Source organism: Parafrankia sp. EAN1pec, from assembly GCF_000018005.1.
Lineage (GTDB): Bacteria > Actinomycetota > Actinomycetes > Frankiales > Frankiaceae > Parafrankia > Parafrankia soli.
Genome location: NC_009921.1, coordinates 1,688,381 through 1,708,726, shown reverse-complemented (window position 1 = coordinate 1,708,726; position 20,346 = coordinate 1,688,381). Strand labels below are relative to the sequence as shown.

At 65.9% G+C, this 20,346-nt stretch carries 17 protein-coding genes, 2 pseudogenes and 1 CRISPR repeat array (1 of these 20 running past the window's edge); of the genes and pseudogenes, 13 read left to right on the top strand and 6 right to left on the bottom strand.

Annotation, left to right across the window (positions count from 1 at the left end; genetic code table 11):
* Positions 1–32 precede the first annotated feature (32 nt).
* Positions 33–476 carry a MarR family transcriptional regulator gene (locus tag FRANEAN1_RS06920; protein WP_020459029.1) on the bottom strand — a complete coding sequence of 148 codons (444 nt, stop codon included), beginning with the start codon at positions 474–476 and terminating at the stop codon, positions 33–35.
* A 746-nt stretch (positions 477–1,222) separates the two neighbouring features.
* Between FRANEAN1_RS06920 and FRANEAN1_RS06915 the strand changes: the two genes are divergently transcribed.
* From FRANEAN1_RS06915 to FRANEAN1_RS43080, 10 genes and pseudogenes are all read left to right on the top strand, one after another.
* The gene (locus FRANEAN1_RS06915; protein ID WP_020459028.1) at positions 1,223–2,494 is read left to right on the top strand and encodes an aromatic ring-hydroxylating dioxygenase subunit alpha; all 1,272 of its coding nucleotides are present in this window, start codon (positions 1,223–1,225) and stop codon (positions 2,492–2,494) included.
* Between the two features lie 5 nt (positions 2,495–2,499).
* On the top strand, positions 2,500–2,832 hold the full coding sequence (locus FRANEAN1_RS06910) for a hypothetical protein (protein ID WP_020459027.1): 333 nt from the start codon (positions 2,500–2,502) through the stop codon (positions 2,830–2,832).
* Positions 2,829–4,073 (top strand): amidohydrolase family protein, encoded by a 1,245-nt coding sequence (locus FRANEAN1_RS06905; RefSeq protein ID WP_041253768.1) that lies wholly within the window; start codon positions 2,829–2,831, stop codon positions 4,071–4,073. Before FRANEAN1_RS06910 ends, FRANEAN1_RS06905 begins: the two co-directional genes overlap by 4 nt.
* Positions 4,054–4,824 carry an SDR family NAD(P)-dependent oxidoreductase gene (locus tag FRANEAN1_RS06900; protein ID WP_020459025.1) on the top strand — a complete coding sequence of 257 codons (771 nt, stop codon included), beginning with the start codon at positions 4,054–4,056 and terminating at the stop codon, positions 4,822–4,824. The genes FRANEAN1_RS06905 and FRANEAN1_RS06900 overlap by 20 nt, the downstream gene beginning before the upstream one ends.
* A 151-nt stretch (positions 4,825–4,975) precedes the next feature.
* Positions 4,976–5,881, top strand: a complete 906-nt coding sequence (locus tag FRANEAN1_RS06895) for an NAD(P)-dependent oxidoreductase (RefSeq protein ID WP_020459024.1) — start codon at positions 4,976–4,978, stop codon at positions 5,879–5,881.
* Positions 5,882–6,355: 474 nt separating this feature from the next.
* Positions 6,356–6,826 (top strand): hypothetical protein, encoded by a 471-nt coding sequence (locus tag FRANEAN1_RS06890; protein WP_020459023.1) that lies wholly within the window; start codon positions 6,356–6,358, stop codon positions 6,824–6,826.
* Between the two features lie 243 nt (positions 6,827–7,069).
* Positions 7,070–8,140, top strand: coding sequence for an integrase core domain-containing protein (locus FRANEAN1_RS06885; protein WP_083788177.1), 1,071 nt, complete (start codon positions 7,070–7,072; stop codon positions 8,138–8,140).
* A gap of 241 nt (positions 8,141–8,381) precedes the next feature.
* Positions 8,382–9,608 (top strand): annotated as a pseudogene (locus FRANEAN1_RS06880) (IS110 family transposase).
* 555 nt (positions 9,609–10,163) lie between these two features.
* Positions 10,164–10,469, top strand: a pseudogene (locus FRANEAN1_RS43085) (site-specific integrase); the annotation flags it as partial.
* Between the two features lie 368 nt (positions 10,470–10,837).
* Positions 10,838–11,314 (top strand): tyrosine-type recombinase/integrase, encoded by a 477-nt coding sequence (locus tag FRANEAN1_RS43080; protein ID WP_347177010.1) that lies wholly within the window; start codon positions 10,838–10,840, stop codon positions 11,312–11,314.
* Between the two features lie 61 nt (positions 11,315–11,375).
* On the opposite strand, the gene FRANEAN1_RS38225 is transcribed toward FRANEAN1_RS43080, so the two are convergent.
* From FRANEAN1_RS38225 to FRANEAN1_RS06865, 3 genes are all read right to left on the bottom strand, one after another.
* Positions 11,376–12,032 carry a class I SAM-dependent methyltransferase gene (locus FRANEAN1_RS38225; protein WP_020459020.1) on the bottom strand — a complete coding sequence of 219 codons (657 nt, stop codon included), beginning with the start codon at positions 12,030–12,032 and terminating at the stop codon, positions 11,376–11,378.
* Entirely contained in the window at positions 12,008–12,925 is a 918-nt protein-coding gene (locus FRANEAN1_RS06870) for a phosphotransferase (RefSeq protein WP_020459019.1), read from the bottom strand. The genes FRANEAN1_RS38225 and FRANEAN1_RS06870 overlap by 25 nt, the downstream gene beginning before the upstream one ends.
* 85 nt (positions 12,926–13,010) lie before the next feature.
* Positions 13,011–13,778: a hypothetical protein gene (locus tag FRANEAN1_RS06865; RefSeq protein ID WP_020459018.1), complete on the bottom strand. Its 768-nt coding sequence runs from the start codon at positions 13,776–13,778 to the stop codon at positions 13,011–13,013.
* Between the two features lie 275 nt (positions 13,779–14,053).
* Here FRANEAN1_RS06865 and FRANEAN1_RS06860 point away from each other — a divergent pair, with 275 nt between their 5' ends.
* Both FRANEAN1_RS06860 and FRANEAN1_RS06855 read left to right on the top strand, forming a co-directional pair.
* On the top strand, positions 14,054–15,385 hold the full coding sequence (locus tag FRANEAN1_RS06860) for a tetratricopeptide repeat protein (protein ID WP_020459017.1): 1,332 nt from the start codon (positions 14,054–14,056) through the stop codon (positions 15,383–15,385).
* A complete protein-coding gene (locus FRANEAN1_RS06855) occupies positions 15,382–16,116 on the top strand; it encodes a 2'-5' RNA ligase family protein (protein ID WP_020459016.1) in 735 nt (244 codons plus the stop codon). Before FRANEAN1_RS06860 ends, FRANEAN1_RS06855 begins: the two co-directional genes overlap by 4 nt.
* Before the next feature lie 152 nt (positions 16,117–16,268).
* Here FRANEAN1_RS06855 and FRANEAN1_RS06850 read toward each other — a convergent pair whose 3' ends face one another.
* Positions 16,269–17,000 carry a phosphotransferase gene (locus tag FRANEAN1_RS06850; RefSeq protein ID WP_020459015.1) on the bottom strand — a complete coding sequence of 244 codons (732 nt, stop codon included), beginning with the start codon at positions 16,998–17,000 and terminating at the stop codon, positions 16,269–16,271.
* A 383-nt stretch (positions 17,001–17,383) separates the two neighbouring features.
* Between FRANEAN1_RS06850 and FRANEAN1_RS06845 the strand changes: the two genes are divergently transcribed.
* Positions 17,384–18,574 (top strand): site-specific integrase, encoded by a 1,191-nt coding sequence (locus FRANEAN1_RS06845; protein WP_020459014.1) that lies wholly within the window; start codon positions 17,384–17,386, stop codon positions 18,572–18,574.
* Positions 18,575–18,637: 63 nt separating this feature from the next.
* Here the strand turns inward: FRANEAN1_RS06845 and FRANEAN1_RS38220 are convergent, their stop codons facing one another.
* Positions 18,638–18,880, bottom strand: coding sequence for a helix-turn-helix domain-containing protein (locus FRANEAN1_RS38220; protein WP_041253766.1), 243 nt, complete (start codon positions 18,878–18,880; stop codon positions 18,638–18,640).
* 400 nt (positions 18,881–19,280) lie between these two features.
* A CRISPR array of direct repeats spans positions 19,281–20,346; the repeat unit is 30 nt; unit sequence GTTGCGATCCCTCCAGGGATGATCAGCGAC (it continues 1,879 nt past the right edge of the window).

The window sequence follows — 20,346 nt, the reverse complement described above, 5'->3', positions numbered from 1 at the left end:
CCTGCCCGCCCTGCGGCTGCCCGGCGGGCGGGCTATTCCTCCGCGGCGTCGTCGTCCTTCGGCGCGCGCTCGACGAGCCGCCGCAGGAACTCCCGGAGCATTTCCTGCTCGGTGGCGTCGAGAACGTCGAGCAACCGCTCCTCGCTGGCGATCGCGTCATTGAAACATTCGGTGCAGACGCGCAGGCCCTCGTCGGTGAGGTAGGAGCGCAGGATCCGGCCGTGGTTGGCGTCGGGTCTCCGTTCGATCAGGCCGCGGCGCTCGAGTGTGGCCAGCGCCAGCTGGGACGCCTGCGGCGTGATGAGAAGCCGGCGGGCCAGGTCCGCGCCGGACAGGCCCGGGTTGTCGGCCAGTCGTTTCAGGACGCCGAGCTGTTCCGAGGTCACGCCGTAGTTGCGGATAGCGGTGTTCACGGTGCGTCGGCTGTAGTGCATGGCCTGCTTCAGCAGCCACGTGATGTGGTCGTTGTTGTCCAAGAGGTTCAGCCCCGACAAGCGATGCTTGGGCAGGTCGGTATACGTCTGTCGAGCTGGCCCGACGCGGGGTGAAGCCGCGCGCCCGCTGCCGCGCGGTGACGTCGGATCACAAGGTGCCGTCCCCGGTCCCGCCGTGTCTCAGGATCACAGTGTTGTAAACCTCCTGCTCGCAAAGCTACGCGAGCTCGAGTGCCAAGCCCCGCACGCGTGGGCGCGGCCACTCCAGGTGCCGAACTGATCACGTGCGACGAGGAGCACCGAGCATCGTCCCGCGACGGCGGGACTCGTTGACCGGTAGCTGCTTTCTGGCCGGCGCGACGAACTTTTGGGCGGGCGGGACGAATCGACCCCGGACGCCTGTCGTCCGAGGGATGTTCGGGGGTGCGTGCGCCACGTCGCCGTTCCGTGAGCGTCGCACCGGTGGCCACCCGTCCACAGTGCGGCACCCGGCCGGCCGGTCAGGCTGACCGGCCCGCCCGGCCGTATCCGCGGTGCCGACCAGAGGCCATCCACGGCGGTCCTGGGGCGCCGTGGCTGCCGTGGACCGGGATCTGGACTCGCCGTACGGGCCCGGAGAGGAGGATGGGTGACATCACTCAGAGAAGTCACCTGGTGTCTCCAGGTGGCAAATATCAAGCCCTTGTCATTGGATGCGATCACGTATAAATTCGACCGCAGCGCGCCGGGATAGGTGGATTCGAACACAGTCCCCGAACCGCAAAGGCATCCGAGGCAGAGGAGTACCAGTGACTCGTTGGCCCAAGCCGCCCGAAGGCAGCTGGACGGAGCATTACCCGGAGCTCGGAACCGAGCCTGTTTCCTACGAGGACTCGATCTCGCCCGAATTATATGATCTTGAGCGGGAGGCAATCTTCAAGCGCGGCTGGCTCAATGTCGGCCGGGTGGAGCTGCTGCCAAAGAACGGCAGCTACTTCACCAAGGAGATCCACATAGCCAAGACCTCGGTCATCGTCCTGCGGGACAGGAGCGGCCAGGTGCGGGCGTTCCACAACATCTGCAGGCACCGCGGCAACAAGCTGGTGTGGAACGACTTCCCGAACGAGGAGACCAGCGGCACCTGCCGTCAGTTCACCTGCAAGTACCACGCCTGGCGTTACGACCTCGACGGTTCGCTGAACTTCATCCAGCAGGAGGGCGAGTTCTTCAACCTCGACAAGAACGACTACGGGCTCGTTCCCGTCCACTGCGACGTGTGGCAGGGCTTCATCTTCATCAACCTCGCGAAGGAGCCCGAGCAGCAGCTGTCGGACTTCCTCGGCCCCATGATCACCTCTATCGAGGGTTACCCCTTCGACAAGATGACCGAGCGGTGGTACTACCGTTCGGAGATCAAGGCCAATTGGAAGCTCTACATGGATGCCTTCCAGGAATTCTACCACGCACCGATCCTGCACGCGCGACAGTCGCCGGCCAAGTTCGCCAACTCCGCGCAGCAGGCCGGGTTCGAGGCACCGCACTACCGCATCGACGGCCCGCACCGCCTGGTGAGCACCGCCGGGATTCGGGCGTGGGAACTCGAGCAGGATCTGCGCAAGCCGATCGAGGAAATCACCCGCAGCGGTCTGTTCGGGCCCTGGGACATCCCCGACCTCGGCATCGAGAAAATGCCGGCGGGTATCAACCCGGCCGGGTGCGACCCGTGGGGCCTCGACTCGTTCCAGCTCTTCCCGAACTTCACGATCCTGATCTGGGGCCAGGGCTGGTACCTCACATACCACTACTGGCCGACGGCCTACAACAGCCACATCTTCGAGGGCACCCTCTACTTCATTCCCGCGAAGACGCCGCGGGAGCGGGTGGCCCACGAGCTGACGGCGCTGTCCTTCAAGGAGTTCGGCCTGCAGGACGCCAACACGCTCGAGGCGACACAGACGATGATGGAGTCCCGGGTGGTCGACCGGTTTCCGCTGGGGGACCAGGAGGTGCTGTGCCGGCACCTCCACAAGGAGACGGCCGACTGGATCGAGAAGTACCAGCGCGAACGAGCGGGAGCGTGAGCGAGATGGCCACGAAACTGCCCTCGGAATTCGCCGACCTCGAGCCGTTCACGGCCGACTGGTGCCTACCGACCGAGCCGGAGCGTTACGCCAAGCGTCTCGCGAGCTCGATGGACAGCATGCAGGCGTACTACGACGTCGTCACCGCGCGGGCCGAGGCGGCGCTCACCCACCTCGACCAGTACACCCTGGAAGACCTGCCGGAGGAGGAGCTCAACCTCCTCTACATGCTGTACTCCATGATCATGGTGTCGTTCCCCGTCGAGTGCTGGCGACAGCAGCGCATCCCGGACTCCGGCGCGGCACAGCTCGACTGCATCGTCGCGCCCGTTCCGTGAGCGAGGCGATCGTCCTTCGGGCTGATCGCTGGGTGGACATCGACGCCGGTGTCGTGCGGTCGCCCGCGGTGATCGTGGTGGAGGGTGGTCGCATCACCGCGATCGGCCCCACCGAGGTCCCCGCGAACGCGACCGAGTTCGACCTGGGCGATGTCACGCTCCTGCCTGGGCTCATGGACATGGAGCTGAACCTGCTCATCGGCGGTCCGGGCGGCCCGGACGGGCTACCCAACCCGATGCATGGCGTCCAGGACGACCCGGTGTACCGGACCCTGCGTGGCGCGGTGAACGCCCGCGCCACGCTCCAGGCCGGCTTCACCACCGTGCGCAACCTGGGGCTGATGGTCAAGACCGGCGGGTACATGCTCGACGTCGCGCTGCAGCGGGCGATCGACCAGGGCTGGCACGAGGGCCCCCGCATCGTCCCCGCGGGCCACGCCGTCACGCCGTACGGCGGCCACCTCGACCCGACGGTGTTCCAGCGCCTCGCACCCGGGATCATGCCGCTCAGCGTGGCCGAGGGCATCGCCAACGGCGTGGCCGAGGTGCGCGCCTGCGTCCGATACCAGATCCGCCACGGCGCCAAGGTGATCAAGATATCGGCGTCGGGGGGCGTGATGTCGCACTCCACGGCGCCGGGCTCGCAGCAGTACTCCGACGAGGAGTTCGTCGCGATCGCCGACGAGGCGCACCGGGCGGGAATCCGGGTCGCCGCGCACGCGGTCGGCGACAGCTCGGTCCAGGCCTGCATCCGGGCCGGTGTGGACTGCATCGAGCACGGCTTCCTCGCCACCGACGAGTCCATCCAGATGATGGTCGACCACGGGACGTTTCTGGTGTCGACCACATACCTCACCGAGGCGATGGCCATCGAGCGGGCCGCGCCCGAACTCCAGAAGAAGGCCGCTGAGATCTTTCCTCAGGCCAAGGCGATGCTGCCCAAGGCGATCGCCGCCGGAGTGAAGATCGCGTGCGGTACGGACGCGCCGGCGATCCCGCACGGGGAGAACGCCATGGAGCTCATCGCGCTGGTCGACCGTGGCATGACTCCGATGCAGGCGCTGCGGGCGGCGACCGCGACGAGCGCGGAGCTCATCCAACGGGAGGACGAGCTCGGCCAGCTCGCCGTCGGGTATCTCGCCGACATCATCGCGGTGCCTGGTGATCCGTCCGAGGACATCGCCGCCACACGGGACGTCCGTTTCGTTATGAAGGAGGGCCGTGTCTACAAACACCTCTGAGCAGCGGGCACGGCGGGTGGCCGTGGTGACGGGCGGCGCCTCGGGCATCGGACGTTCGGTCTGTGAGCAGCTCGCGGCCGCCGGGCACCGCGTCGCGGTACTCGACCTGGACGGCGAGGCGGCACACGCGGTGGCCGGTGAGCTGGGTGCCGGCGGCGCTGATGCCGTGGCCTGTCAGGTCGACGTGGCCGACCGGGAGTCTGTCGACACGGCGGTCGGAAAGGTCCGTAGCGAGCTGGGGCCCGTGGACATCCTGGTCACGAGCGCGGGCAAGGCGGCGTTCGAGCCGTTCCTGGACATCACCCTCGAGGCGTGGAACAACATCCTCGCGGTCAACCTGACCGGCACGTTCCACTGTGTCCAGGCGGCGATCACCGACATGGTCGAAGCCCGGTGGGGCCGGATCGTGACGATCTCCTCGTCGAGCGCGCAGCGCGGGTCGCCCCGGATGGCGCACTACGCCGCGTCCAAGGGCGGAGTCATCACACTGACGAAGTCGCTGGCCCGCGAGTTCGCGCCGTTCGGGATCACCGCCAACACGATCCCGCCGTCCACCATCGACACCCCGATGGCACGCCAGTCCCAGTCTGTCGGTGACCTGCCCGGCGCCGAGGTCATGATTAAGGCGATTCCCCTGGGGCGGCTGGGAACAGGTGACGACATCGCCGCTGCCTGCGCCTTTCTCTGCTCCGACGGAGCCGGTTACATCACCGGTCAGGTGCTCGGCGTGAACGGTGGGTCGGTCATCTGACACAGCTGCGGACACGTGCGATTCGATCTCGCTCCTGGTCCGACGACCGTGCCGTGGCCGACAGCCGAACCCGACGTCAAGTCCTTGATAACTGTTACCGTTCGCTGGAGGCGCCGCGCACCGGTGGTGCGGCGGGAAACCGGAGGTCGTTGTGCTCGAGGGAGAAAAGATCCTCATCACCGGGGCTACAGGGAAGATCGCCTTCCCGATCGCTCGCGCCCTGGCGAAGCGCAACGACGTCTGGGGCGCGGCACGCCTGAGAAAGGCCGAGGACCGGGACAAGCTGGCGGCGGCCGGAATCAAGCCCCTCAAACTCGACGTGTCCGACGGTGACTTTTCCACCCTTCCCGACGACTTCACCTACGTCTTTCACGCAGCGGTCGACACGGGCGCCGGGGACTGGAACAACTGCGTTGAGACAAACGCACAGAACTCCGGAAACCTGCTCTCACAGTGCCGGAAAGCGAAGGGATTCGTGTACTGCTCGACCGGGTCCGTCTACGGGTACCCCGGGCAGCGCCCGCTCACGGAGGCGGATGGTCCGGGCGTACCGCTGCGGGCGAACTACAGTTTTTCCAAGATTGCCGGCGAGGCGGTGTGCACCTGGGCCTCGAACCACTTGGGGGTACCGCTCACCATCATTCGCATCTGCTCGACCTACGGTCCAGAAGGTGGTACCCCTGTGGACCGGTTCGAAAAGATGCTCAGGGGAGAGCCCATCGTCCTGCACCCGGACAAGCCCAACAACTACAACCCGATCTACGAGGATGACTACGTCGAACTGGGAATAAGGGCCATGGAAGTGGCTCGCACGCCATCCGTCACGGTGAACTGGGCCGGTAGCGAGACGGTCAGTGTCGAGGAGTACTGCTCCTACATGGGTGAACTGGTCGGCATCGAACCGATTTTCGAGTACACGCCCAGCGCGCATACTCCACTCTGGGCTGATGTCACCTACATGCACGAGATTCTTGGGCGTACCCAGGTCCCCTGGCGGGAGGGCTTCCGGCGCATGATCAAGGCCCGTTACCCGCACCTCGTGCTGACTGACGACTGAAGATATTTGAGTTTAAGTATATTACCACGTCGAGCGGATCCCAGCCACGTTCTTCAGGCCTACGTCTCGGTGTCGGACTGCCGGCTACACAAGAAGCGCTCGCCGGTCATTCAGCGGGGTCGCGCGAAGGACCGTTCGCATTTTCTCTCCGGAGGAGAATTATAGTGCCTGGCGCGGGTACCGGTGTTATGCCATCACGATCACCCCGTGGGAGCCGGTCCGGTGGACTCCGAAACCGGAACCGGCGGGATGAGTGGCACATCGAGACACGGCCAATCGTGATGGGTGGGGTGCCCAGACCGCCAGCCCCGAGAGAGAGTCTCAAGGTCTTGCCATTGCGCCGGACAGGCCGCTATGCTGCAGATGTCCGGGAATCAGGGTGATGATCGGAAGGGTCAATTCCGGCTCGGGATCATCCTGTCCTTCCGTGATGATGGGGTCGTTGTAAGATATACGCGAGAAGAGGACTGTCCGATGGAGCTGCGAGAAGCAAGCGAAGTTATCGGAGATTACACCGGAAACGCCCGCAAGGCGCTTGAGTACGGCTTGATCATGAAGCGATTAGTAGATCAGGCCAAGGCGCCGGGTTTCTCGGTTGAGAGTTGGGCGCCGCTGGCAGAGCTGATCGCCGTCGACGAGTTCGAGCGGGTCGGCAACTTCAAGGAAGTCATGACCTGGGCGGAATGCGTCAACTTCCTCACCGTCTGGGCGGCCTCGGCCAACTGGGAGTACTCCTTCAAGCGGATCACCGAGCGGCCGGGGGTGGTGTTTCTCGAGCTCGAGGAGCGCAGCCGCGTCGGAGAGCAGGTAAGCGCCGTCAACTCGCTGTCGGTCTACGAGTTCAACGATGCCGGCAAGATCCGCCACCTCGATATCTATCTCCAGTGGCCGCTTCCCAACCCAGAGATGCTCGCGAGCTACGAAGGTATTCGGATCTCCGAGTAGTCGGACCGGCACCAAATCTTCTGAATGGCAGCCGGTCGAGGAAAAAGACGACCACAACGCCTGACGTCTTCTTTCGGTGATGGCTCCCGCACCATTCTCGCTCGCTTTCCTCGTGGAAATTCCCGAGACCCGCGACGTGGATCTATCTCCAGTGGACGTCGACCGTGTGGGGCTCCAGAACCCCGATTTGGGCGGTGACCTGCGCGTTTGCCTGCCGGACTGGGCCTGTGTCGGGCAGGCTGGATGGTCATGGTGTGGTCGCTGCTCTACGCCCTGACACGCAACGCTCTCGGACTGATGTTGCTCCACGTGCGCGGCGACACCGCGAAAGACGTAGAGCTCCTCGTCCTGCGACATCAGGTGGCGGTGTTACGACGGCAGGTGAACCGTCCGACGCTGGAACCGGCGGATCGCGTCATCCTCGCAGCCCTGTCCCGGCTGCTACCCCGGGCCCGCTGGGGTTCGTTCGTCGTCACCCCGGCCACCGTGCTGCGCTGGCACCGTGAGCTCCTCGCACGCAAATGGACCTACCCACGCAAGACCCCCGGACGGCCACCGGTCCGCCGGGAGATCCGCGATCTGGCCCTGCGCCTCGCGCAGGAAAATCCGACCTGGGGCCACCGCCGGATCCACGGCGAACTCGCCGGGCTGGGCTACCCGGTCGGGGTCGCCACCGTCTGGCGGATCCTGCACCGCGCCGGCGTCGACCCCGCACCCCGACAGGCCGACACCTCCTGGCGCACGTTCCTGCCCGCGCAGGCCTCCGGCCTGCTGGCCTGCGATTTCTTCACCGTGGACACCGTCTTCCTGCAACGGATCTACGTGTTCTTCGTCGTCGAACACGCCACCCGCCACGTTCATGTCCTCGGGGTCACGAAGCATCCGACCGCGGCGTGGGTCACTCAGCAGGCACGGAACCTGCTGATGGATCTCGACGAGCGTGGCCACCGGTTCCGGTTCCTCATCCGTGACCGCGACACGAAGTTCACGGCTTCCTTCGACGCTGTCTTCGCCGGGGCTGGTATCGACGTGGTACGCACACCACCGCAGTCGCCGCAGGCGAACGTGATCACGGAACGCTGGGTCGGCACCGCCCGCCGGGAATGCACCGACAGGCTGCTGATCGTCTCCGAACGGCACCTGACATCGACCCTCACCAGCTACGCGAAGCATTTCAACACCCACCGGCCTCACCGCTCCCTCGGCCAGCACCCACCCGACCCGCCACCCGTGCTCGCCCCGACGCCGGAGTCCACCGTCCGTCGCACCCGCATCCTCGGCGGGCTGATCAGCGAATATCGCAACGCCGCCTAATGAGAGCTACCGGGTCGGCATAAGGCAGGCTCGGTGCCGGTAGCCGCCGGCAGGTGAGCACTCTCGCCGCCTGGACTGAGTCCGAGTCCTTTGGTCAGATCGTGCCCCTGCCGGTGGTCGGGAGACCTGATCACCGATGGGATGTCGTGGCCGCCGTACGGGGCGTGATCACTTGTCCATTAGGCCGTGGTGGATCTCCCGTGGGCTGCCGGTCCTGCTGCCGGAGCGTGGGGAGGCCTGGGTGCTGTTCGTCGGGGACGACTGGGCAGAAGATCATCATGATGTGGAGGTGCAGGACGAGACCGGCCGCCGGCTGGCGAAGGGACGGCTGCCGGAGGGGCTGGCCGGGATCACCCGGCTGCACGAGCTGATCGGCGCGCATCTGGCCGAGGACGCCGGCCCGGAGCAGGTGGTGGTCGGGATCGAGACCGACCGGGGTCCGTGGGTGTAGGCGCTGGTCGCGGCGGGCTATCAGGTGATCGCGGTCAACCCGGTGCAGGCGGCTCGTTACCGGGAGCGGTACTCGACATCCGGGGCGAAGAGCGACGCCGGCGACGCGCATGCGTTGGCGGACATGGTCCGCACCGATCGGCACCAGTTGCGTCCGGTCGCCGGGGACAGCGACCTGGCGGAGGCGGTGAAGGTCGTGGCCCGGTCGCACCAGACCCTCGTCTGGGACCGGACCCGTCAGGTCCAGCGGCTGCGCGCCGCGCTCGTCGAGTCGTTCCCGGCCGCGCTGGCCGTCTTCGACGACCTCGACGCCGCCGACACGTTGGAACTGCTCGGTAAGGCGCCGACACCGGCCGAGGCGAGGCGTCTGACCGTCGCGCAGATCTCCGCCGCCCTGCGGCGGGCCCGCCGCCGTGGCGACCTCGCGGAGAAGGCCCGCACGATCCGGGCGGCGTTCCAGGCCAGCCAGCTGCCCGTCCGCCCGGCCACCGCCGCCGCCTACGGCGCGGTCGTCCGCGCCCAGGTCGGCCTGATCGGCACGCTCACCGCCGAGATCGACCGGCTCGGTGAGCAGGTCGATGCCCATTTTGGCCAGCACCCGGACGCTGAGATCCTGCTGTCCCAGCCCGGCCTGGGACCGGTCCTCGCCGCCCGGGTGCTCGCCGAGTTCGGAGACGACCCGAAGCGCTACGCCCACGCGAAGGCCCGCAAGAACTACGCCGGGACCAGCCCGATCACCCGCGCCTCCGGGAAGAAGACGGTCGTGATGGCCCGCTACGCCCGCAACGACCGGCTCGCCGCCGCCCTGGACCGGCAGGCGTTCTGCGCCCTGAGGGCCTCACCCGGCGCCCGTGCCTACTACGACCAGATCCGCGCCCGCGGCACCGGCCACCACGCCGCGCTGCGCCAGCTCGCCAACCGCCTCGTCGGCATCCTCCATGGCTGCCTGAAGACCCGCACCCCCTACGACGAAGCAACCGCCTGGACACAGAACGTCACACTTCAGGATGCCGCTTGACACCCAAAAACATGGGATGTCTGACCACTTGCGCGGAAGATCCTGTCAACCGCAAAAGACCAGCTCACAGGCCGAATCGGGGTTCTGGAGCCCCACACCACGGACAAAGGTTCCCGACCACGCCGCCGTGGTCACCCGATCGGCACCGGCACATAGGGAGGTCCGCCTTCGGCGGACCTTCGAGGGCCCCGATCGACCTACGGACGGGAGCTGACAGAGACCGCCAGGACTCCGGGGTCGGGCGAGAGCCCACCCTAGATGATCAGCCGGTCGACGGGCCGAGAGCCATCGGAAGCGGTCGAACGACGATGAATATCATGGCTCTAAAATGGCTCCAGCCATGATCCTCAATGGGCGATCATGACTGTGACCTGCGGTAATGCTCCCGCGATAGGATTCGAACCTATAACCTGCCGGTTACTCTCTGATCACCATCACCTTCTGTCGTCCGCCATCGATAATGCCTATCAGCTCGAAAGAACCAGCGGCACGACTTGCGATGCACATCGCCGTCAATCAGAGTTGATCACTATAAAGTTGGGGTAAAGTTGGGGTATGGCGCGCCCCAGCCTGCCACTCGGCACCTACGGGAAAATCACCGTCTACCCCACCGGCGCCCGGTACCGGGCGCGGTGCAAGTACCGCGACTTCGACGGCGTCACTCGCCAGGTGGAGCGCTACGGGTCCACGTCGGCCGCCGCCGAGCGGGAGTTGAAGACCGCCCTTCGGGACCGCGTCCACGTGTCCGGCTCGGAGGAGATCACGCCGGACACGAAGGTCGCCGTGGTCGCCGAGCTGTGGTGGCTCGACTTCCAGAAGCAGGGCAAGTCGCCCGGCACCCTGCGGTCGTACCGGGACCGGCTCGACCGGCAGATCCTCCCGGGGCTCGGGAACCTGCGGATCCGTGAGCTGACGCCCGGGGCGACGTCGCGGTTCCTCGGCGCCGTCGCGGAGAAGCACGGCGCCGGCATTGCGAAGCTGTGCCGTGCCGTCCTCAACGGCGTGTCGACACTCGCGCTGAGGCACGACGCCCTGGACCGCTCCCCCGTCCGCGACATCGGCAAGGTGGCCTCCACCAAGCCGAGGAAGCAGGCGCGGGCACTGTCCGTCGCCGAGGTGCGCCAGCTCCGCGCGTACATCAGCTATGACGCGACGGCACGCAGCCGGGACCTTCCCGAGTTCGTGGACATGATGATCGCGACGGGCTACGGATCGGCGAGGCCTCCGCTGTGGTCTGGGACGCGGTCGACCTCGACAAGGGCACCGTGGAAGTTCGCGGCACGGTGGTCAGGCTCAAGGGCCAAGGGCTCGTCATCAAGCCCGAACCGAAGTCGAGGGACGGTTTCCGGGTACTCGAACTCCCGGAGTGGTGCGTCAGGATGCTCAGGGCACGGCGCGAGCGGTATGGCTGGGCCGGGAGACAGGATCCCGTTTCCCCGGCTCCGAAGGGCGTCGGTCTCCGCGATCCGGATAACACCCAGAAGCATCTCGATGCCATGTTCGAGTTCGCAGGGGTCGCGGACCTGACCTCTCACGTCTTCCGAAAGACCGTCGCAACCCTCATGGACGAAAACGGCCTCTCCGCCCGGATGGCCGCCGACCAGCTCGGCCACGCCCACGTCTCCATGACCCAGAACACCTACTACGGCCGCAAGACGCGAGCCACCGGGGCAAAGAAGGTCATGGAAAAGGTGGATTTCCGTTAGCTTCGGCTGGGCCAGCGAGCACGGGCGGACCCCCGGCTGATCCGATGAAGACTTGGCGAGCTCAAATACCCGGCCTCGCACACGAAAAGATCAGAGTGCTCGGAGTGAGACTCTCGTCCGCCAAGGAGACCTCGGATTTCGGGAACGCGGAATATCGAAGTCTCTCCAGCCACTCACGCAAGCCTGCCTGGTAGCTCCCACGCAGGCCTGGCTCATGCTCTGCGGATGAACGCACCGCCGAAGACTCATCCAACAGTGAGAAGACGAGCCGTCCGCCGGGTTTCAGACGCTCATGGATCTGGCGGAACAGGGCCTCCGGCGGGCATCGTCCGACTGCACCGAAAACGCTATAGAAGACATCCACGGGACCGCATGTGGCAAGATAGCTGACCGCATCGGTGCAATGGAAGATCGGATTTGGCCATCGGGTCCGTGCGCGGTAGATCTGGGAAGGAGCCGGGTCGATCCCGATGCCGCGAGCACCGCAGTGATCGACCAGATAGGCGAGATTATCGCCCGCGCCACAGCCGAGTTCGACAACGCGCTTTCCTTGAAGATCTCCGAGGATCTCGATCCCCGGGTCTCCAACGCCGGTGCGAGTCCAGCGGAATCTGTGGACAGCAGGGCGCTCGTCGATATCACCAGCCGCAATGCGCTTCTGTGCGTGTTGTTCCCACGCTGCTGTGCTGGCGGCTACCGGATCAGCATGTCCAGGCATGTGGTTGCCTCACGAAGATGACGGCGGACTACCTGTGCGACGACATCGTCCTGACCTGGATCGTTGATCCAGGTGGTGGCCTGTTCGAGGTACCAGGCGATGATCCACAGCCGGTGCCAGCCGAGCGCCCACGCCTCAGGCTGTAGCCCCGCCCGTGGCCGGGCCGCCTCGCCGTAGCCGCCCGCCTGGATGTAGGCCCGGATCATCCGTCGGAGGGCGACAGGATCGGCCGGACCGGTCGTGCCCTGCCAGGACGCGAGGTCGAGCAGGCCGGGGCCGGTGAAGGCGCGTGCCCAGTCGAGCAGTCGCCACCCCTCGGAGCCGATGTGCAGGCTGGTCGGGTGGAACTCGCTGTGGCACAGCCCGAACGGCGGTAGATCCGCACCGGCGGACAGCCGTTCGGCGTGATCGTCCAGAGCCAGGAGCAGGCCGTCCAGGTCGGCGGTGTCCGTCCACCTGCCGGACGATCGCAGGTCGGCCAGGCTCGCCAGTGCGTGCGCCGGCAGTTCGGTCAGGGCTTTTCGATCCAGCGCAGGGAGAAACTCGGCTGGCTCGGCGTCGTGGGTGACGACAGCCGCCTTGATCCCGTCGGCCAGGGTTGCGTCCCGAACCGGTTCGCCGAGGTCTTCGAGCAGCATGCCGAGCATGCCACCGTGTTCCACACTCGCGTGCAGGCGCGGGACCGGGATGCTCTGCGCCGCGGCATGTCGCAGCGCGTCCGCCTCGCGGGTGAACGGCTCCCGGGCGAACTTGAAGATCAGCCGCGGGTGGTTGGGGAAGGTCAGCCGCTCGACCCCGGACAGCGCCCACACCCGGACGGGGGCGCGGGAGACCGGGCCGACTATGCCGGCCTGTGCCGTGAGCTGGGCGAGCAACCTCGTTGTGTCGTCCATCAGAAGAGTCTCCGTGATCACATGACGCCGGCCGGTGACGCTGGCGGCAGTGCCACGTCACCGGCCGGCGGGAACGGCAGGGAGGTCAGGCCGTGACCGCCCGAGCGGGGACGAGGTCGAGGATCGACGTGATCCAGCCCCGCTTGAGGGCGGACAGGTCGGTCCGGAACCTGTCGAGGTCGACACCGAACGGGACGACGGCACCGCCGGACATGTTCGGCGCCGACTGGCAGCCGTGGACGAGACGGCCGCCGAGCGCCGCGTGTGCCCTGACCGCCTCCACCCGGCGGTACTCGTTGAAGAAGCCGCCGTGGTACAGGTCGTCGACCCGCTCGGCGGCGTCCGCGTCCAGGTCGTAGACGACCCTGGCGGTAGCCGGGAAGAACCACGCCGGGCCGATGTCGGAGATCTCCCCGGACAGCTCGACCCGGTTAAGCGCCGCGAGGGTCGCGGACTCCCTCAGGATGCGGAGTTCGGTGTCGGTCACGTCGGACAGGTCGGGGTCGTCCATCTGCTCAGCGGAGAACAGGTGGTGGTAGACCCGGTCGGCGGTGCGCAGCACGTCGGCCGGGTCGGACGTCCGCTGGCCGTAGGTACGCACGAACTCCAGGGTCTGCTGTTCGACGGCGGCCTTCTCGGTCTCGTCCTCCGACAGCAGGCGCTCGGTCACGAGGTCCCAGTCGACTAGCATCCAGACCGGCGCGGTACTGCGACGGAAGAAGTACCGGTCCGGCTCGACCGTGACCGTGGTCCCGTTCACCGTGATGCCCGGGATACGGTTCCAGGTGGGAGTGAATGGTTCGCTTATTTCCACCGAGAAAGCTGCGGGGTGTTCGGGTTTCGTGGCGAGCATGGCTCACTGTCCTTTCGGGTTCTCCGTTGATTCCGGTATCGATTCACGAGCCTTCCCCGTCGGGCGTGCGGTCCGGCGGGTAAATCGGGGAGGTCGTGTCGATGTCCGTAATCCTGACCCGGGCGGGATCGGCAGGACAGTTCCCGGCGGCATGCCGCAGTCCCCGAAGAGCAGTGCTTCGAGGCATGGCGCCGAGCACTCGTTTTCCGGTCCCATGCCGGCGCCCATCGACTACGATCAGCTACAGATGGCGGCAGAGGACGGGGTGAGTCGGCGTGCGTCATGATCCGTCCGCGTTCGTCATACCGGCGGACTTCTGGGATCGAACCCAGGTCGCCGAGAGCCTGCGGATGCGGGACATCGGTTCCCTGTTCCGGCTGGTGCAGAGGTACGCCGGTGCAAGTCAGCCGGGGATCGGGATGCGCGTCGGCCTGGCCCAGTCAGATATCAGCAAATACATCAACGGCAAGCGAATCGCTACCGAGTTCGAGTTGTTCGAGCGCGTCGCCGACGGGCTCGACCTGCCCGACCGTGCCCGCATGCTGATGGGGCTGGCACCGCGCGGCGCCGTCCAGCTCCCGGAGGCCTCGCGGACGACCGTCGTGGAACCAACTGCCCTTCCTGAGGAGCCGGATTCCGTCGAGGAAATCGGGCAGCGGATCGAGACGCTCGGTACATCCAACGTCAGCCCGGCCGTTCTCGCCCACTTCGACGTTCTGCTCCTGACCATGGCGGACGAGTACGAGTGGGCAGGCCCGGAAAAACTCGCGCCACGGATACTCAGGCAACGCCGCCGGGTTCAGAATTTCCTGGAAGGACGGCAGCCGCCCCGGCAGCGTGAACGGCTCTACGAAATCGCCGGTCGGCTCTCCGGAATACTCGGCTACATGGCGGTGAATACCGGCCGGTTCGGACTCGCACGCGCCTACTGCCTGGAAGCTCTCCACACCGCCGAGTTGGTCGGTCACGACGACCTCACAGCATGGATACGCGGCACGCAGAGCCTGTGTGAGTACTACGCCGGGGACTACCGAGCTGCTCTGGATTTCGCTCGGGAAGGTCGCCGTGTCGGCGGTCGGTCGGCCCAGGTAATCCGCCTCGCCGTGAACGGGGAGGCACGCGCCCTCGGTCGACTCGGTGACCGCGCCGGTGTGGACCGATCCGTGGGCGAAGCGTTCGACCTCGCCGAACACCATCCGGTGCCCGGCGGGATGTCGCCCTGCATCTCCTTCGCGCCTTACAGCATCGCCCGTATCGCCGCGAACGCCGCGACCGCCTATGTCTCGCTGGGCGAACCCGGTCAGGTGCGGGAGTATGCGGACATGGCCGCCCAGGTGGCAGACCGGTCCCCGTCGATGTGGAGCCGTTGCCTCGTCCGCCTCGACCTCGCGACCGCGCTGCTGCTGTCCGACTCCCCCGATCCGGAGCAGGCTGCCGTCCTGGGCATCGAGGCTCTGACCGCCACGGCCGGCAACCCGATCGAGTCCGTCCGACGCCGTAGCCACGAGCTGGTCGCCCGTGCCAAGCCGTGGCAGCAGATCGGCCCGGTCGCCGAACTCGCGGAGGCTTCTCACGCCCTCGCCCTTCCCGCTGGTGCACATCGGTGACCACGGCACGAACCGCGGACCCGGTCGCGGACGACTGGCACCGCTTCGCCGGTCTCGACCGGCTCGACAATCACTGGGACCGGCCAGGCTGGACGCCCGGCCGCCGCTCCTACCACTGGATGCTGACCTTCGAGGACGCAACCGAGCTGCACGTCCTTGCCGACCGGTGCCAGCGGCAGCTACGCCTGCCCGCCCTCGACCCGGTACCGCCTGACGGGCTGCACCTGACGCTCCAACGTCTCGCCTTCACCGACCAGATCAGCCGGGCAGACGTCGACAGAGCCGTCGAGCAGACACACATCCGGCTGGCCGGTGTAGAGCCTTTCTCGTTGACCATGGGGCCTCTGGCAGGGTCGTCCGGTGCCGTCCGCTTCAGCGTCCTGCCCTGGGCGCCGGTGGTCGCTGTCCGGGACAGGATCATCGAGGCGACCACGGCCGTGCTCGGGCCCGCTGCGGTCGCGGCCAAGCCGCACGGGTTCCGACCCCACGTCGGGATCGCTTACTGCAACAGTCAGACCGACGCCTACCCGATCGTCTCGGCCGTCAGAGGTCTCCGGGGGCTTCCACCCGTCCGCGTCGCGGTCGGCGATGTCGCGCTGGTCGAACTACGCCGCGAGGAACGCGCATACCGGTGGGACACCGTGGCCCGCGTGCACCTGTCAGCGCCTGCTAGGTCTAGCGCCCCGCCCGCTAGACCTAGCAGCACCTCTAGCAGCGAACACCGGCCCTGACCTAGGCTCTAGCAGCCTAGCGAGGGTCCGAGCGAACACTCGGAATCGGGCTCTAGGGTGGGTCCGAGCCCCTCCCCGCCGTTGCTAGGGTCTGCGGCGCCAGACATGGGCCTGCCCTATTGATCCGTACGGGACCGTTCGATCCTGGGCGGTTATTCTTGGCCGCTGAGTCGGCCGCGGTTGCCGGCCACCCACTGATAGGCGGCACGGACATCCTCAATGGCGCCGGCGTCGCGTAGCCGCACCGCCCCCGGATCGCCCGCCAGCGCTCCTGCCTGAATGCCGCGCCAGCAGCGGTCCTGCCACCACAGGATCGTCTCGATCAGTGGCGCATGCCGGTGCAGTCCGTAGGCGTCATGGATCAGCCTGATCCTCCGCGCCACCTCGTCCGTATCGGTCACCGCGGGGCCGAGGTCGAGAAACTGCCAGCAGACATGTGCGATGTCATGGATCCGCTCCCCGGGAGAGGCCAGATCCCAGTCGAGGAAGGCGACAGGACGTAGCCCATCGCCGAGGTCGCGGTAGACGGTGTTCTTCGGCGCCAGGTCGTTGTGACAGACGACCTCGCTGCCGCCGGCCAGTGACGTGCCCGCGGTCAGATCGTGAAACCGACGAACCAGCTCGGCGACCCCGACGAGGCTCTCATCGGACGCGACGGACACAGGCTGTTCGGCTTCCCAGGCAACATGTCCGGGCAGGAAGGTGAGGATCTCCCGGCCGCGCTCGTCGATGCCGAGGAACCGCGGCGCACCGTCCCAGCCGCGCCGCGCCAGGAAACCGAGCAGCTCGTGCACGAAGTCGGCGCGATGTGGCAGGGGTCTGCGCACCGTGTCGCCGCTGCGGGCGACAGTGTTCACCCAACCGCCCGGAAGGGGTACATCCATCACGTCGGCCTCGGCTCGGCTACGTCCGCTGTCGAAGCTGTCCACGGCGCGGGCACCGGCGGGTCTCGCCGGGCGGCCCAAAGAATCATGGGGGTAAAGTTGGGGTGATCTTCACTTCAAGATCTTTGGGATCTTACTAAGGTAGCCCCTGACCTGGGCAAACGTGCTCCCGCGATAGGACTCGAACCTATAACCTGCCGGACTATAGAGAAGACTTTTCGATGTTGCTCGGCATCGCTCAATAGTACCCCTGACCTGCATAGATGTAGATGCGCACCTCGCGTCGCTTGCCGTCGATCGTCATCATCGTTCGGCGTTTTATGGCTCTATTCTGGTACCATCAAACCCGGTCGGGGGCGGCCCAGATTGCATGGAGCGTGAGCATGCCCCGCACCGGCAGACCACCCCTCGGCCTCGGAACGTACGGTGAGATCCGGGTCTACAAGATGGACTCCGGGCGTTACAAGGCCCGCACGCTCTACCGCGACTTCGACGGCGTGACCCGCCCGGTCGCCCGGAACGGCGCGAGCAAGAACGCCGCGGAGACGGCCCTCAAGAACCACCTCCGTGACCGCGTCCGGGAGGCCGGAGCCGAGGCAGAGATCACCGCGGGGTCGACCGTCGAGGTGCTCGCCGAGGCGTGGTGGGCCGAGTTCTCCAAGCAGGACAAGTCCCCCGGCACCTTCCGCCTCTACCGCGACCGGCTGGACAACCAGATCATCCCGGCACTCGGAAAGATCCGGATCCGGGAGCTCACGACTGGGGCCGCCAACCGGCACATCAGTACGGTCAGCCAGAACAACGGCGCTGGCGTGGCCAAGGCAACCCGCACGGTCCTCAGCAACATGTGTGCCTTCGCCTGCCAGCGCGACGTGATGAAGACCAACCCCATCCGCGAGGTGGCCCCGGTCCGGCCGAAGGCCAAGAAGGTGCCGAAGGCTCTCAGCGTCGCCGAGCTCCAGCAACTCCGCGCATTGTTCACTTACGACCCCGCCGCGGTGCGCCGAGACATCCCCATGCTGTCGAGCATCCTGCTGGCGACCGGCGTGCGGATCGGAGAGTGTCTGGCGTTCGTCGAGGACGCCCTCGACCCCAAGGAGGGCTCGATCGAGGTGCGCGGGACGGTGATCTGGCTCAAGGGGGTCGGACCCATCGTCAAGCCCGCACCGAAGAGCGCCGCGGGCTTCCGGCGGCTCCTGCTACCAAAGTGGGCCGTCAACCTGCTTCGGTCCAGGTTCGAGGAGTCAGCCGTGATCAGCAAGCCAGTGCCGGTGCTGAACGGCGAGGCATGGGACTCCCCGCTGGCGTTCCCCACATCCACAGGGCGGCTGCGGGACATCACCAATGTCGAGAGTTACTGGCGAGAAGCCGTCACCACCGCAGGATTCGACTGGGTGGTGCCCCACACTTTCCGCAAGACCGTCGCCACCGAGATGGACCGCGCGGGTCGGACAGCACGCGAAATCGCGGACCAGCTCGGCCATTCTCAGATCACACTGGTACACAATACTTACCTAGGCCGCAAAGCCCGTGACACCGGCGCCGCCGCAGCTCTTGAAGGGCTGGTCGCATGATGATGCCCCGCAGCCGGCAGGCACAGGCTGCACTGCGGACCGAAATTCTCGCCTCAAGAGAATTCAGTCCTCACCCGGAGTACTGCGACGGGTTTCCAACCAATCCATGACTTCTTTTTCGTCAAACCTGAGATATCTCCCTATCCGATAGCCGGGTGGCCCCTCGCCCGCATGGCGCCATTTGTACACCGTAGCCACCGGGACACCAAGAAAATTCGCCAAATCGTCGATGGTCCACAGCCGTCGGCGACCTGACGCTCGAGCAGCCCCTTCACCAAGATTATCCCTATCCACCCTTTCGCCCATTACCTGAAACCAAATATGGTAAAAGATTCAGCGGACGCCGATATTCCGGCAAGATATCCCAGCCATATGACCCAACTTCCACCCTCTAGGGGTTTACTCATCACAAAAATTCGGATTGCAATCTCGCCAAGGGAGTAGACTCTGACGCCACACCGATACAGTTCGGGCGCCCCCCCAAAGAAAAGAAGTATTCTTAGAGGCAGGGTTTTTGCACGGCATGACACGAGCCTCACATCAGCTATCCCGAGAAAATTCCCTTAAATCTTCCCCCAACGTTCTCACTAACGTGCTTTTCAGCCAGACTCGAAGATGTGGTAAGGGGTGCCACGCATTCGTATACTGACCCGCCGGGGATAATCAGCGATCCGCATCCTCGAAAGCGAGTCGGCCTCACCGTAGACGTGCGATCCCTTCAGGGGTAATCAGCGACCCAGCGCGTCAAGCAGGTAAGCCTCTGGGAGCACGAGTTGCGATCCCTCCAGGGATGATCAGCGACTCCGCCAGCAGATGGAAGACCTGGAGCAGAAATTGTTGCGATCCCTCCAGGGATGATCAGCGACCCCCACCGACTCCAAGGAGAGTGCTGTGAGCAGCGTTGCGATCCCTCCAGGGATGATCAGCGACGTCAGATGCCTTTACGTTGGTCGCGAGCTGCATTCTTGTTGCGATCCCTCCAGGGATGATCAGCGACGGGCTACGCGACGGTCGAGACCGCGCCCTGCGACGTGTTGCGATCCCTCCAGGGATGATCAGCGACCGAAGACGTCGTGTGGCGGACCATCCGCGATGCGCTGTTGCGATCCCTCCAGGGATGATCAGCGACCCCAGCAGGAGGCCCGCGCGGGGATGACCACCTGGTTGCGATCCCTCCAGGGATGATCAGCGACGGCATGAGGGGACGGTCGGATGGAGCCGTGGAAGCGGTTGCGATCCCTCCAGGGATGATCAGCGACCCGCCAAGCGGGCGGAGCAGTACACCAGGGCCATGTTGCGATCCCTCCAGGGATGATCAGCGACGCGCTCCGCCCGGGCACTCCGTCGGGCGCGACACGGGTTGCGATCCCTCCAGGGATGATCAGCGACCGGGCTTCCTTGTGGGGTCCTCCCGACTTCTTTCCTGTTGCGATCCCTCCAGGGATGATCAGCGACACGGCGACGGCGACGGCGACATTTGGGATCCGGCGTTGCGATCCCTCCAGGGATGATCAGCGACCCAGGCCGGAATCCTGATCGTGTGATATCTGCCGCGTTGCGATCCCTCCAGGGATGATCAGCGACAGGGTCGGCCACGTCGCGCACTACTACCGGCTGCTGTTGCGATCCCTCCAGGGATGATCAGCGACAAGAGTTCCCTGACGAGAAGATTCAGGAGCTGTTGTTGTGATCCCTCCAGGGATGATCAGCGACGAGGGAGGTTCAATGCGCGAACTCAGGTGGTATGAGGTGTTGCGATCCCTCCAGGGATG